The sequence below is a fragment of the Prevotella sp. AM34-19LB genome, from assembly GCF_003468525.1.
Classification (GTDB): domain Bacteria; phylum Bacteroidota; class Bacteroidia; order Bacteroidales; family Bacteroidaceae; genus Prevotella.
The window spans coordinates 1-13625 of the sequence record NZ_QSIG01000067.1; the positions used below are offsets into that span (position 1 = coordinate 1).

At 40.9% G+C, this 13625-nt stretch carries 16 protein-coding genes; 5 read left to right on the plus strand and 11 right to left on the minus strand.

What is annotated here, in order from left to right; translation table 11 throughout:
- Nucleotides 1-368 precede the first annotated feature (368 nt).
- The 10 genes from DW830_RS14105 to DW830_RS14150 all read right to left on the minus strand — a co-directional run bounded on the left by DW830_RS14105 (nt 369) and on the right by DW830_RS14150 (nt 6648).
- Nucleotides 369-851, minus strand: a complete 483-nt coding sequence (locus tag DW830_RS14105) for an energy transducer TonB (RefSeq protein ID WP_119227925.1) — start codon at nt 849-851, stop codon at nt 369-371.
- A 60-nt stretch (nt 852-911) separates the two neighbouring features.
- Entirely contained in the window at nt 912-1085 is a 174-nt protein-coding gene (locus DW830_RS14110) for a hypothetical protein (protein ID WP_233544558.1), read from the minus strand.
- 48 nt (nt 1086-1133) lie between these two features.
- Nucleotides 1134-1613 (minus strand): WG repeat-containing protein, encoded by a 480-nt coding sequence (locus DW830_RS14115; RefSeq protein ID WP_119227924.1) that lies wholly within the window; start codon nt 1611-1613, stop codon nt 1134-1136.
- Between the two features lie 4 nt (nt 1614-1617).
- A complete protein-coding gene (locus DW830_RS14120; protein ID WP_233544559.1) occupies nt 1618-2745 on the minus strand; it encodes an ATP-binding protein in 1128 nt (375 codons plus the stop codon).
- Nucleotides 2746-2962: 217 nt separating this feature from the next.
- On the minus strand, nt 2963-3469 hold the full coding sequence (locus tag DW830_RS14125; RefSeq protein WP_119250335.1) for a hypothetical protein: 507 nt from the start codon (nt 3467-3469) through the stop codon (nt 2963-2965).
- 220 nt (nt 3470-3689) lie between these two features.
- Entirely contained in the window at nt 3690-3953 is a 264-nt protein-coding gene (locus DW830_RS14130) for a hypothetical protein (protein ID WP_233544560.1), read from the minus strand.
- Nucleotides 3954-3958: 5 nt separating this feature from the next.
- Entirely contained in the window at nt 3959-4711 is a 753-nt protein-coding gene (locus tag DW830_RS14135; RefSeq protein WP_181976530.1) for a ParA family protein, read from the minus strand.
- A gap of 172 nt (nt 4712-4883) precedes the next feature.
- Nucleotides 4884-5465 (minus strand): hypothetical protein, encoded by a 582-nt coding sequence (locus DW830_RS14140; RefSeq protein ID WP_119250336.1) that lies wholly within the window; start codon nt 5463-5465, stop codon nt 4884-4886.
- A gap of 20 nt (nt 5466-5485) precedes the next feature.
- Nucleotides 5486-5836: a hypothetical protein gene (locus DW830_RS14145; RefSeq protein WP_199656160.1), complete on the minus strand. Its 351-nt coding sequence runs from the start codon at nt 5834-5836 to the stop codon at nt 5486-5488.
- 434 nt (nt 5837-6270) lie between these two features.
- Nucleotides 6271-6648, minus strand: a complete 378-nt coding sequence (locus DW830_RS14150) for a single-stranded DNA-binding protein (protein ID WP_119250338.1) — start codon at nt 6646-6648, stop codon at nt 6271-6273.
- Between the two features lie 997 nt (nt 6649-7645).
- Here DW830_RS14150 and DW830_RS14160 point away from each other — a divergent pair.
- Entirely contained in the window at nt 7646-8416 is a 771-nt protein-coding gene (locus tag DW830_RS14160) for a hypothetical protein (RefSeq protein WP_147487275.1), read from the plus strand.
- A complete protein-coding gene (locus DW830_RS14165; protein WP_119250340.1) occupies nt 8413-8700 on the plus strand; it encodes a hypothetical protein in 288 nt (95 codons plus the stop codon). Before DW830_RS14160 ends, DW830_RS14165 begins: the two co-directional genes overlap by 4 nt.
- A 137-nt stretch (nt 8701-8837) precedes the next feature.
- Here the strand turns inward: DW830_RS14165 and DW830_RS14170 are convergent, their stop codons facing one another.
- A complete protein-coding gene (locus DW830_RS14170; RefSeq protein WP_119250341.1) occupies nt 8838-9065 on the minus strand; it encodes an ABC transporter in 228 nt (75 codons plus the stop codon).
- A 695-nt stretch (nt 9066-9760) separates the two neighbouring features.
- Here DW830_RS14170 and DW830_RS14175 point away from each other — a divergent pair.
- From DW830_RS14175 to DW830_RS14185, 3 genes are all read left to right on the plus strand, one after another.
- Nucleotides 9761-11083, plus strand: coding sequence for an AAA family ATPase (locus DW830_RS14175; RefSeq protein WP_119250342.1), 1323 nt, complete (start codon nt 9761-9763; stop codon nt 11081-11083).
- A gap of 254 nt (nt 11084-11337) precedes the next feature.
- The gene (locus DW830_RS14180) at nt 11338-12780 is read left to right on the plus strand and encodes an AAA family ATPase (RefSeq protein WP_119250343.1); all 1443 of its coding nucleotides are present in this window, start codon (nt 11338-11340) and stop codon (nt 12778-12780) included.
- Between the two features lie 577 nt (nt 12781-13357).
- Complete coding sequence (locus tag DW830_RS14185; RefSeq protein ID WP_119250344.1) at nt 13358-13540, plus strand: hypothetical protein; 183 nt, start codon at nt 13358-13360, stop codon at nt 13538-13540.
- Nucleotides 13541-13625 lie beyond the last annotated feature (85 nt).

Genomic DNA, 13625 nt, shown 5'->3' on the forward strand with positions numbered 1-13625 from the left:
CTGTTCAAGACAGACTTTGGTTAAAGACCATGCTTTTCTGGTTAAACCAGCGTATTACCTCAAGTCGCTTTATGGGGTAAGGGGATTTTGTGTCTGCGACATTTCTGTTGTGCAAGAAATATGTACAATAAAATGAATTTTGTCGCTTTGCAAGCAAAATCCCACTAACCCTATAGGTTGCGGATTTGAGGGTAGCAAGAAAAAAGTTTCAAAAAAGTTGTTTTTAGGGCGATTTTTAATCAAAAAGTAAAAAAAGAGGAAATAGTATTGGCATTATAGGAAAATTATAATACTTGGACATTAAAGAGTCACGAAAGACTAATATACTTTCATGACTCTTTAATAATTATTATTTATGATAAATCGAGTTACTTCATTAAAATTGATTTATTATTGCTGCCATAGCCGATAATCTTGACATCTACTTTTGAATGGATTAAAGTTGGTGAACCTTGTATCTTGTATTGGAAGTAGATTGTATCTATTTTCTCTGTAGTGGCTATTTTGAGAGTTTTAACTTCGTCGAATATATCCAATGTTATCTTTTTGAATTTTTTGTTGTCGCAAGCAACCACTCTTTTTTTTACAATATATCCTCGTTGGTCTGTCTTGTATTCAACAGCAACGTATGCTTCCAAATTATTTTTTTGAAACTCAATAGGATATTTACACTTTTTTTCCAATTCGTTTATGAACAACTCTCTATTTCTATAGTCAGGATTACCTGAGCTTACTTGGCGTACACCAAATAGTTGCGGAGATGTTTTCATAAGGGACACATATGTATTGGAGTTGCACGAACCAAGCACTACCAATAATGTCAATAATATAATACCCAATAATTCTTTCATCTTATTTATTTTATATCGCAGTCTTTCGTTTAAACGTATCTTATAAATAGTAACATTTTTCTAATCGAGAGGTTTGTTCTGCTCGATACGAGCTTTCTTAACGGCTTCTCCCAAACGGTAAGCATGAAGTGCTTCATCGACATCACTTTCAAATGCGTCACGTTTCGGAGTACCAACTTTTCCAAAGTGCTTGTCTAACACATCATCCAATGGAGTAAGATTCATCTGTGCCATATATTTATAATTTATATACAAAGATAAGTAAAATGTTTCATATGTCTATTATGGCTTCTTTATAAAGAACCAATGATGACTTTTCCAAGATTGGTATTCCCCTTGTTGTATGTATTTACCTTCAAAAGTAACTTTGGCTTCTCCATTGCTGAAAGGAGTAGCATACGAAAAAACAGGTGGAATAATTATAACTCCACATGTATCAGCAAAACCTATTTTGCTATCTTTTCCCACAATTCTGAACATACCATCACAGACATAATCTGGACCATTATCAACCTTATAAACTTCAAATAATTCTTTCCCTGCATTGTCAACACAAATGATTTTACCCTTTTTTGTGCCGACAAAACCAATAGAGGAAATTGAATCCGTAAATGCAATTATATATTCTTTATTTTTAATAACAGTTTTCCCTTGTAGGTCTTTATATTTGAGATTCTTTCCATTGCCAAATTTTACAATGGTCTGAGCAATAATCTGTTGAAATAGTAAAGATGATAAAAAAATAAAAAGAAACTTTTTCATATAACTAAAGTGTTAGAGTCGAAATATAAGGAATAGCATCAAAGCGTCCCTGCAGATAAGCCTTCTCCATATCCAGCGTGTCCCGGAAATCCTTGAAATCAAACAGAGAATACAAATCACTGCTTCCATCCTCTCGCTTGTTCACGAAATACACCTGATCCCTTCGCTGGAAATCGGTGTTCAGCAAATGGGTGTTATGAGTGGTGTAGATGAGCTGGGCATGGTCGCTATGATTGAACATACCTATCACAAATTCCACCAGCTGGGTATGGAGACTGTTATCTATCTCATCAACAAGAAGCATCTTGCCTTCATGGATAATACCAATCATCCTCACCATCATCCGGAACAAAGTCTTGGTTCCCTCCGACTCTTCCGTCTCGAAATCAAACGCAACTGAAGGGTTGGTACGATGAAACGTCGTGATTGCATTGTTCTGAATCTTGAAGTCTATGATGTCGCTATCTGCCGTTCTCAACACCTCCAGCATCTGTTCCTTTCGTTCCTTGAACAAATTATCCAGAGAATCAATGTTAGCTACCTGATAATCAAGCACGATGTCATTGCAGAAGAACAGGAAAATCTTTTGGGCTATTTCCCTGTCCATCTGACTGGCACGAGAAATATAGAGTGTCTTTTTCGATGTATTGTCAGCTACATCGAAAGGACGCTTGATGACAGTCTTAAACTCATAGATGTCTTTCTTCTCTGTTCCTCTACTTTCATCACGGCTGAATACCAGCGACTTGCGACCATTCGGATAATAGTACAAAGTCTCGGTGATGATTTCATCATGCATAAAGGAGAAGGAATACTCATACTCTACTCCATTCAGCAGGAAACGGATGTAGAAAGAGCTTGGCTTGTTGGCATAATCCTCAAACTTGAAAGGTGAGATGGCAAACCTGGTGTTAACATTATAATTATGTGATGAACGAACCATGTTCACACAAGCTCTGATGGCTTTAATCACATTGCTTTTACCCGAAGCGTTGGCTCCAAATAAGGCAAAGCTCTTCAACATCTGTTCTCCATCCACAGAAAACAGATTACCTTCAAGCTCCCTTGCCTTCTTTGTCTGAATCTTGGCAGCCTGCAAGTCCAAAGTCACCTCGTCTCGAAACGAGAACATATTGCTTAAATGTATCTCTAAAACCATTTTAACCTAGATATTTGTAATTTGATTGCAAATATAAGAAATAAAACTTGTTTTTTATATCCATCAGACGTTATTTTTATTATTATTTAGCACAACAAAGAACAGGATGCTCCTTCAAGCACGCACAGACATCTAAAACTACCACCACCAGAGCACGAAGTTCTGATGGTGGAAATCTTATTTTTCTCAATCAATAAACCAATGAATAGTTCACATTGAAATAGGAATCTGAAATCTTCATGGTTGTAATAACCATGGATTTGTCCTGGTTGGTGAAACAATACTGCAGGCTGGCTTCATCAGCAGAAACAAGCGTGTAGTGCTTCTTCAGATAGTCAATGACAAGCCCACGATTCACACTTCGCTCCGTATCAATGACAGAATAAAGCGAACCGTCAAGACGGGAGAAACTGTAAAGAACGCCTTCACTACCCTGCCCAGTCATAAAGGTCAACTGGATGTTGTCGCCGGAAGTCTCAGCTACCTGGCGGTAACGCTTCATGGATTGAGCCATATAGCTCTTGACCTCATCCACATTTGCACCCATAATATGGTAAGGCTCTGTCCAAACGTCAAGTTTTGTTTCCGGACTCTCGACCTCCTCCATCGGGTCATCATTGCCGCAAGAGGTGAATACTACTGGTGAAGCCATCATCAGAAGAAGGATGGCGATTGAAAGATACTTTTTCATTTTCATGATTTTTCGTTTTTGATGTTATTTAATTTCATTGTATTCATATCCACATGTGGACATGTATCAACGTCTATATGTATATATGTATCAACGTACACGTGTATCAATGTATTCATGTGTACATGGCTACACATCCACATTTTCTACATGACTTCCCGGATGGATTTAGTCCTGATTTTCTTGACCTTACCATATTTCGACTCATAAGCTTCAACGCCTTGTTTCATGACGTATTCCATGAAGGAGCGGATGGTGAAGCCTTCCTTTCGGGCGATGCTCTGAACCTTGTCAACGAGTTCCTTTGAGCAGATAAAGGAGAAATGTCGCCAGGGTTCATCATTGGGCGAATCGCTCTCTGTCTGAGGGTTGGGAGCAGAAATCTGTTGCTCCTGAGGATTCCCAGGAGACTTGTCAAATCTGCCTGCGGATGAATGGCAGCCTTTCCGAGAATGTTGCCAAGCAGGATGTCCATATTCTTCTTTGTCATAGTCTTTACTGATTACGTGAAATAATTTCTTCTGTCAATGCCTGATAGTCCTTCGCTCCGTTTGACTGAGGGTCGTATTCAAAGATGCTCTGACCGCTGCCTGCCGATTCTGCCAGGGCTATGTTTTCACGGATGCGAGTCTGCATGGTGATAGTCTCGTAACGGGACTTCACGGCTTGCTCAACCACCTTGTTCAATTTGCGATGGTTGAATCTGGCTATGAAAACGCCTCCAAGTCTGAGGTTCGGCTTCACTCGCTGCAATGTAGAGACAAAGGAATCGAGCATTCTCATTCCTTTCAGAGGAAGAAGCTCTGGAGTCATAGGAACGATAATTTCATCAGCTGCGAGGAAAGCGTTTGTGGTGACGATTCCCAAAGATGGAGGACAGTCTATGAGAATGTAGTCATAGTTCTGCTTCACGGGTTCGAGCAGTCGGCTCAGCAGCTGTTCTCTTGCCAGGAGATTGGTGAGGGCAATCTCAGCGCTTGCCATTTCGAGAGAGGAAGGAACGAGGTCGAGGTTCTCCCTGATGTGTTTCACTGGCAGGGGTGCGCCATCAACCAGAGAGTCAAAGATGCTTGCCTGCACCTCATCTTCATTCGGGATGAAATACAGGGTAAGATTTGCCTGACCGTCAAGGTCTATGAGCAGGACTTTCTTGCCCATTCGTGCCATGCAAGCCCCGATGGAGGCTGTAGAGGTGGTCTTCGAAACACCACCTTTATGATTGGCGAATGTAATGATTTTCAATGACATAATATAAAATCTTTTGTATATATGTATTAACGTATTCATGTGTACATGGCTTCACGTGTACGTGGCGACATGTATTAACGTGTACAAAGGTACGGGTATCTGGCGAGAGTTCCTCCACGCTTCCCCTAACAACCCAAAGTGTCAGGGGAAACGTCAGGATTTGAGGGGTCATTTATTCAAAGGTGAAAGTTCGGATGTAGAAATAGGTGTCATCATCCTCATACTCATATTCATTTATGAAGTCCATCATCTGCTCATCGGTTCGCTCTCCCTGCTCAATGCCGGTCTTGGCAGTCCATTCCCTGATGGCTTCTCTGATAGTGCCGTAAACATCATCGCAACAATCCTCGAATGGTTCGCCGGATGCGCTGACGCAGCATTCTTCGGGAAAATAATCGCCTTCATCGTGGGTGTAATAGACCTCACATCCACACTCACAGCATCGGTAGGAAATGCTCAACTCATCATCCAGGAGTCGGTTAATCTCAAAGAAGAGGTCATTGCAAGCATCCCAGGCAGTTTCGGTCTCGAAGGAAAGCAGACTGGTGTCTTCATCCTCCTCATACTCTGCCCAGTAGATGTGACCACGCACGCTGATGTGCTTCTTCTGATAGTCGATTCCATAGTGCTTGGCGAGGTCATCCAGCCAGATGTTCCTGCTGTTCACCTCCATGCGCAGAAGGGTGTTCCAAAGGTTGCTTACTGCCTTTTTGGTTCCTGTGACCTTGTAGGTTGTTGTTGCCTGATTAGCCATTGTCTTGTATATTTATTTGATTACCATTCTGTATAATAACTTTGGTCGTTGGATTCACATTCCTCTGCCCATTCCTCATCCGTGAAGTCGCTATGCAGACAGTCCTTGCTGCAATAGTAGGCTACTCCCATGTCAGCGCAATAACCCTCACGCATCAGCTTGCCACATTCCGAGCATCGTCTGCAAGCCCTGTCGGTGTTCCACCAATAGTCCACGAAAGACTCTGCCACCACGTCCTCGCTTGTGTTTTCATCCCACTTGTCAAGATAGAATGAAGCAAACTGGTTCAACTCCTGCTCATTGAAGAGTTCCTTGTCTGTGCCGCTCACTGCCTGAGTAAGTCGACTGAGAATTGATTTCATTGTTGTCATAATGCCATCTGATTTTATCTCCCTTTCGTAGATCAACTACTTCGGGGATGGTTAAAAATTATGTTGCATTCAGAAGGTGTTATGGCTATCCATACAAGGTTTTGTCTGCAAAATACTACCCGAATGGTGTGGAGATTTTTCAGCAAAGCAGCGCCCTGACCTTGTAAAGATAAGACAGAACCGTTACCTTCGCAACAGAATTATAACCGATTCCCAGAAGTCGATGAATGAAATCCTCCTATAACAGGACAATCCTTTCAGCAAGGAAAAGTATAGGAATAAAACTCGTAAGGCTATTGAATATCAGTTTATTATTGATATTTTGCATCGTTTTAATAGGGTATTAAAATGATGCAGAATGATTAAAATGAGAAGAAGAAGTATGAGCACAAAAAAGCGACCCGAAGGCCGCTCTTTTATGAGGAGAGAAGGATTTACTTATCCTTCTGGGTCTTGCCCTGCTGAGAATCAGGAGCGTTCTCCTTCTCTACAGCTTCGTAGAACTTGGTGGCTACGAGAATCACTCGGTTGTGCTTGACTCCCTCGGCATCCAGCCATTCCTCTGGCTTGAAATAGCCCTCAACAGTGAGGAGTGCTCCCTTGACCAGACGGTCGAATGAAGAGGTGTTCTCGTTCTTGCGCCAAGCCTCTATATTCATGAAGGCAGAAGTGCGAGAGTTTTCATCGCCATTCTTCTCATTGCGGCTAATGGCCAGTGAGAAGCGAGCTACACTTGCGGTTGTAAACTGATGGATGCTTGCATCCTTACCTACGAAACCAGTTACTGCGAAAGAATTTTCCATCTTTTTCATAATTCAATATTTTTAGAAGTGAAACATTTATTTTTTACGGTGCTATCAGAGTTGGCAAGGAAAACATAGGAAGCAAGGAATTATCGAATTATTTCACCCTTGGGCAGGAAAAGTTTTTTGGATGAGCAGCAGACGGAAAAGTTTTTGAAAAAATTCAGAGAATAAGGCACCTGGTACTTGCAGAAATGTGGCTTGCACTAACTTTGCAGCGGAAAAAGTAAGTGTGGATGCTTCGTCCAAAAATATGAATGAAAAGGATGAGTAGAAAATATCTGCAGTTGGTTGGGTAAAGGAAAGCTGCATCCTCTTCGATGTTGTTCAAGCAAACTGATTGCACAAGATGGCTTATAAGTTCAAGAGACCGGCAGGAAAACTCAAACTTCATCATGTACATGAATAAGGTTAAGCCAAGGACAGAACTATCAGGCCTATGACTGCCAAGGGTAAGCATCAGCATGTAGAGGGAAGCTGAGCAGAGAAGCATGATGCCTGAGGCAAGCGGCAAGTTCAACCAAATCTCCAGGCAACAAGCGAAACTGAAGAGAAGGACTACGGAATTTCAGCAAGGAGAAGAAGGCAAAGCCTGAACCAGCTAAAGAGCAGCTGCCAAGGCAAAGCTTACGGCGCATACAGAATACAAGTTTAAGGTTTAAGTTTACCAATGTATATATACATGTTCTTTCAAACTCAATTAGTAAACCTCTACCCTCTTACAACCACTCAAACCTGGAAGTTTACAAGTTTAAGAAAACCATATATGTATATATGCCGAAATAAACTTGTTTATTAACATATAGTCAAGGATTTTGGGAGAATCTATTTTTCCTTGCTGAAATGCAAGAATAGTTATACCAAATGGAGCAAGGTTGACAACATTCGTTGGTCTATTCTAAAAATAGTATAATTATTCGTTTTTCTTGCTTAAACATTTGGATATCTGAAGGAAAGTTGCTATTTTTGCACAAAGTTATTCATGTATAAATACTTCGATGCAAAAATGGCAACTTTTACGGCTTTATACAAGATGAGGATCTTCAACTTTAAAGATGTGATGCGTGAAATGAAATTATCTCATGCAGGAACATCCACGGCCATATCCCGATGGCAATCTCAGAAGGTTCTGAGACCGATTAGGCGAAACATGTACGTCACCATTGATCCATCGACAGATGCTCCCATGTGTGACAAGTTCGAGTTGAGTTCCAAGATTTCAGAATCTTCATATGTTGGTTGGCACACAGCCCTTGAATTACATGGAGTTGCCCACCAACCTTTCTACAACGCCTATGTTGGAAGCAAAAGCCGCTTCAAAGATTTTGCTTTTGAAGGAATAGACTTTGTGTATTATGCAGCCCCTTTTGAACCAACTGCGGAAAATGGCGTTATAACTCCCAAGGGAAATCCTTATGTACATGTAACTGATTTGGAACGAACAGTCATAGACTGCTGTGACCGTATAGAACGTGCTGGAGGCATTGAGGAATTGCTTCATTGCATGGAAGGAATATCACTGCTTGATGAGCCAAAACTCGAAAAGTATCTGGCATTGTACAATAAAGCATTCCTCTATCAAAAGGTAGGATTCATCCTGGAGCATAGCAAAGAGCATCATCACATAAGCGACTCATTCATAGAAATGTGCCGCTCGAAAGGTGCCTTGCACACCAAGCGTCTAACCTCCACAGGCGATTCTGACACGTATTTATGTCGATGGAAACTTTATGTACCAGAGGATTGTGTAATTGAAAAAAAGAAATTATCAATATGAATATACAAGAATATCTTAAACAATGTTCTGTCAAGACCGTGGACGAACTTACAGACGAACAGGTAGTGGATTACTATACCAAAGGAAATGCAGGTACAGCTCAAAGATATGCGGTAGAATTAGCCCTTCAAGATTATTCAGAATGCGGTTTTACAAAGGATCAGATAATGACGTCTATTCGTAAAGCTATGGCTACAAAAGTAAAATTTGGTATGACCTATATTACTAACGAATCGGCAATAGGTCCATATGGAAAAGAATCAAGATGGGTACTGGAACCTTAATCTTCCACTTATCTTTTATTGGTTATTTTTGCCTTTAGAAATTGCATACTAATAACCAACTCCTGCAATACATACCGATAAGTCGTGGAAATCTATTGAAAAACGATACATTTCCACGACTTATCGACACATTATCTTTAGATTTTCGATTTTACCAAATCGCATTTTACATGCTTATACAACATATTCTCATTCTCAACCATAATATCATAAGAAGGAATATTGGGAGATTCAAATGTACCATAAGCATCTACAACTAAGACAATGCCTTCCTTCAACGTATCATCCCATTGAAATGTGACTAAGTCACCAACATTGAATAGCTCATGAGGGAACGTATTTCCATTCTTTTCCTTGATTGCCATATTCTCTGAATTTTAAATTACTTCCTTAAAAGTTTTTAATTATAAATATAATGAAATATTTCGAAATCACCAACTTTTTCCGGCACTTTTTTTTATAAAAAGAAAAATGTCACATCAGAATACCATAAGTGTTTGAATCGTGGCCATTTTACATTGAACTTGGTTAAACATTGACACATATTCTACTATTTAATGAAAGATCAATCGTTGAACGAATAACAAGTCACCCTATGGCTTTATGGAAATGCAGACCCAAAGAGATGAAGTAAGATCCATATCGACATTAAAATCGAAATTATTAAACAACGAGGTATGTTTAACACTATAGCTTCCTCCAGTTTGAACTATCCAAATTTTTCTACAAGTTGCCCATTTTGGCAATTTTCTAAAGTCATAACTCAAAGAATCACAACAGAGTACAAAATTGAGCATTTCAACCACGTGGTTGAAATGCTCGCCTATATTTATCCTTTTTTAACTAGCAATCTAACCCTTTTTATCTACAAGGTTTATTTACATTTATTTATAGCACAAAGCCAGAATATAATCATAACGATTACATAAGAGACTTAGCCACATATATACTAACGCGTGTTAAACAAGCAATATTCTTGCAAGTATTCGACATCAAACTACCCATTTTCGAAGAAAAAAGCTTATCTTTGCATCAGTATTAATAAGAAAATGACATTGTTATGATACTTAGAGCTACATTTGAAAATATATATTCCATCAAGGATGAGACTCAAATCAGCTTTGTGGCAGGTAAGAGCAACACACATCCGTCTCATGTTTCACGTGCAGAGAAGCGTGACGATATTTCTGTGCTGAAGGCTGGTATCGTGTATGGTGCCAATGCTTCCGGAAAGAGTAACGTCATCAAGGCCATTGCACTGCTCCAGCAGATAGTCAATGGAAGCTTTCCGCAAAGCAAGGTGGAACCTTTCAAGCTTGCTGATACCGAAGAGAAAAACTCTAAGGTAGAAATCGAGTTCAAGACTAAGGGTAAGTGCTTCGCCTATGGCATGGAGTTCACCGTCGGAGGAATTAAGGAGGAATGGCTGTTTGAAATCAACAGCCGTACCGACAAGGAAGTTTTCACAAGAAAGGTTACTGATGACGGCAACGAATTCACGTTTGGCAAGGTGGATGGAAACGAAGAAACATCCATGCTCTTGAAGTTCATCGCCCACAGTACTCCTTCCGATTCCAGTTTCCTTTCAGAGTATGTGCGCAGAAACGGCAAAGGACTTGAAACCATACGCATGGTCAAGAACTGGTTTGCAGATGGTTTGAAAATCATCTTCCCAAGCACACGCCTGCAGGGAATTTCTTTCCTTACTGAAAACAATGATGAGCTGCAGGAAACGACACGCTCGCTTCTTGCCTATTTCAACACGGGCATTTCTGACGTGCGCCTGTATAAAATCAAGAAGGAAGATGTGAACTTGTCTTCCGATTTACTTGACAACATACTCAGCAAGGCCAAGAACGGCAAGGCGTACAGCATGGCTGCCACAGTTGGAGGCGAAATGCTTCTTTTCGAGGTAAATGCCAACGGAGGATATGAGATTTACAAGCAGAAGGCTGTTCACCGGAATCTTACTTCCGGCACAGAGGTTGTTTTTGATCTGAGCGAAGAATCTGATGGCAGCATCCGATTGCTCGACTTCATCCCAATGCTCATCGATTTGAAGCAAAATGAAGTTGATTATCTCATCGATGAGATTGACCGCAGTATGCACCCGATGCTCTCGCAGAAAATCTTAGAGTGCTATTTCTCAGGACTGGAGTCAGGAAGAGACACTCAGCTCATCTTCTCTACTCATGAATGCAACCTGCTCAACCTCGACCTTATCAGAGCTGATGAAGTCTGGTTTGTCGAGAAGGGGAAGGATGGAGCGTCTCATCTTACATCCTTGGCAGAATTCAAGCCTCGTGAAGATGTCCGCAAGGGTTATCTATTAGGACGCTATGGAGCCATTCCGTTGCTTCCTAAGGAGGCTATGAAGTGGTAAATACAGACTACTATAGGTTTCTAAATACATTTCAAATCCACGTGCTTTTCGGTGCAAAGCCCCGAAAAAGTTGCGATTTCCCGTGGAAATCTGTTAAATATTGATACATTTCCACGACTTATCGATATATTTTTGTATCTTTGCAGAAGATAGGCTGCACCTCAGCAAAATATTCAAGCAAGCTTGATATTCTGCATTCGGTTTGCACTATCTTTGCCACATAAATAAATAGAGAATAAAACAAGAAATACGATATGTTAATAGGCAGAGAAAATGAAATAGCAACACTCCACGGACTGATGAGTTCTGATGAATCACAATTCGTGGCTGTTTACGGAAGACGACGTGTCGGCAAGACCTTTCTTATCAGAGAGGCCTACAAGAACCATTTCGTTTTCCAGCATACCGGCACTTACGGAGCCACTCGCAGGCAGCAGTTAAGCGACTTTCGAGAATCTCTTTATCTTGCCGGAATGGGAAAATGCGCAATGCCTAAGACATGGTCTGAGGCATTTGGACTGCTGTGGAATTTCCTGAATACGTTCCCTGAAAACGAGGAGAAGAAGGTCATCTTCATCGATGAACTTCCCTGGATGGACACGACAAAATCCAATTTCGTCCGTTCACTCGACCATTTCTGGAACGCATGGGCTTCTACGAGAAAAGACCTTATCCTGGTCATCTGCGGAAGCGCCACATCATGGATCATCGACAATGTGGTCATGAATTATGGCGGTCTTCACAACCGTCTTACATGCAAGGTTCTGCTGCAACCATTCACACTCAGAGAGTGCAAGCAGTATTGCGAAGCAAAGAATCTGGGCTATAAGGATAGACAGATTCTCGAAGCTTACATGGCCTTGGGAGGAATCCCATACTATTGGAGCTTCCTGAAAAAGGGAATGAGCGTAGCACAGAATTTCGACCGGATATTCTTCCAGCCAGGCGGAGAACTCACACAAGAGTTTGACGCTCTCTATGCTTCCCTGTTCAAGAAGCCACGCTGTCACATAGCTATCATCACAGCACTTGCCAAAAAGAAACAGGGACTGCTCAGAGAAGAGTTGCTGAAAGCGTCGAAACTCTCAGACAACGCAGATTTCTCGAAAGCGCTGCAGGAACTGGAGCAGTGCGGTTTCATCCGCAAGTTCACAGCCATCGGCAAGAAGACGAAGGATGCGACCTTCCAGCTCATAGACAACTACACCCTATTCTACTTCGATTTCATATCGGAGAATACCAATGGGGATGAGCATTTCTGGTCTTCATCCGCAGGTTCATCCATCCATTACGGTTGGGCAGGAAGAGCATTCGAGCGCGTCTGCATGCAGCACGTCAACCAGATCAAGGCAGCCCTCGGCTTCTCAGCCGTTGTGAGCAGCGTACATTCCTGGTCTTACAAGGGAACAAAAGACCCTGCCACAGGCAAGACGCTGACGAAAGGAGCACAGATAGATATGCTCATCGACAGAAACGACGATACAATTAATCTCTGTGAGATGAAATATACCAACGCCCCTTACGTTATTACAGAAGAAGAGGACAACCGCATCCGCAACCGAAGGGAGACCTTCATCAGGGAAACAGGCACCGAGAAAACGGTACTCATCACGATGATCACCTCCTATGGACTTGCGCCGGGCGGCTATTCTGATGACATCCAATGCCAGCTGACGATGGCAGATTTATTCAGATAAAAGCCGACCTCTCAAAAATGATAAAAAAGCACGTTTTAGCACGAAAATGCAGATTTTGAGTGTTTATAAAGGTTAAATATGTTAAATCTTCAACCCCTAAAAATGGGTGTTTGTAAAGATATATGACATACAAAATGAATGAAATCAAGTGAAATCAAGTGAAAATACGAAAATCGTAAGTAGCTGATAATCAACACTATTTTCATTCAGAAGAAAAACGGCTCACAAATAGCACGTTAGTACTTAACTGATTGAGAATCAATGACATTCATTATTTGCGTGGGAAAGTGAAAGGCGTAGAAAAGGGCTTAAAAAGATACTTGAAAAAAGTAGGAAAGTAGGACTAAAAAGCACTGAATATCAGATAATTAAGGAGATAAAAATCCTTACATTTTAGCCCGGCTTTCATATGGCTCAAACATACATTAAACAATTGATATTCAGTTGGTTATGTGTGGTGCATCGGAAAGTAGCCCTTTTGTTCCGAGTGAGTTTTACTGCAAAAATAACCCTTCCGAAGCAATAATTTCAACGTATGGGAATCGTAAATGTTACAACACAACACAAATAAATTACTATGTTAAGAGATAAACTTGTCGAGATTGCCTTGCAATGGCAATCAAAATATGGTGTTGCACCACAGATTATTTCAGTAATATCAGAATATGATGCAGCGATGTTAGTCGGAATGTCTGAAAATGATTATTCTGATTACATGCAGGATAAAACAGCAGTAAACCCGTTGGCGGAATTAATTTAGCGCATACTTAACCCTGCCAATCGGTCTGTTGTTTACATAATTAATATATTGCAAGACTGTAAATGCGCTGATTTTCCCGATGATT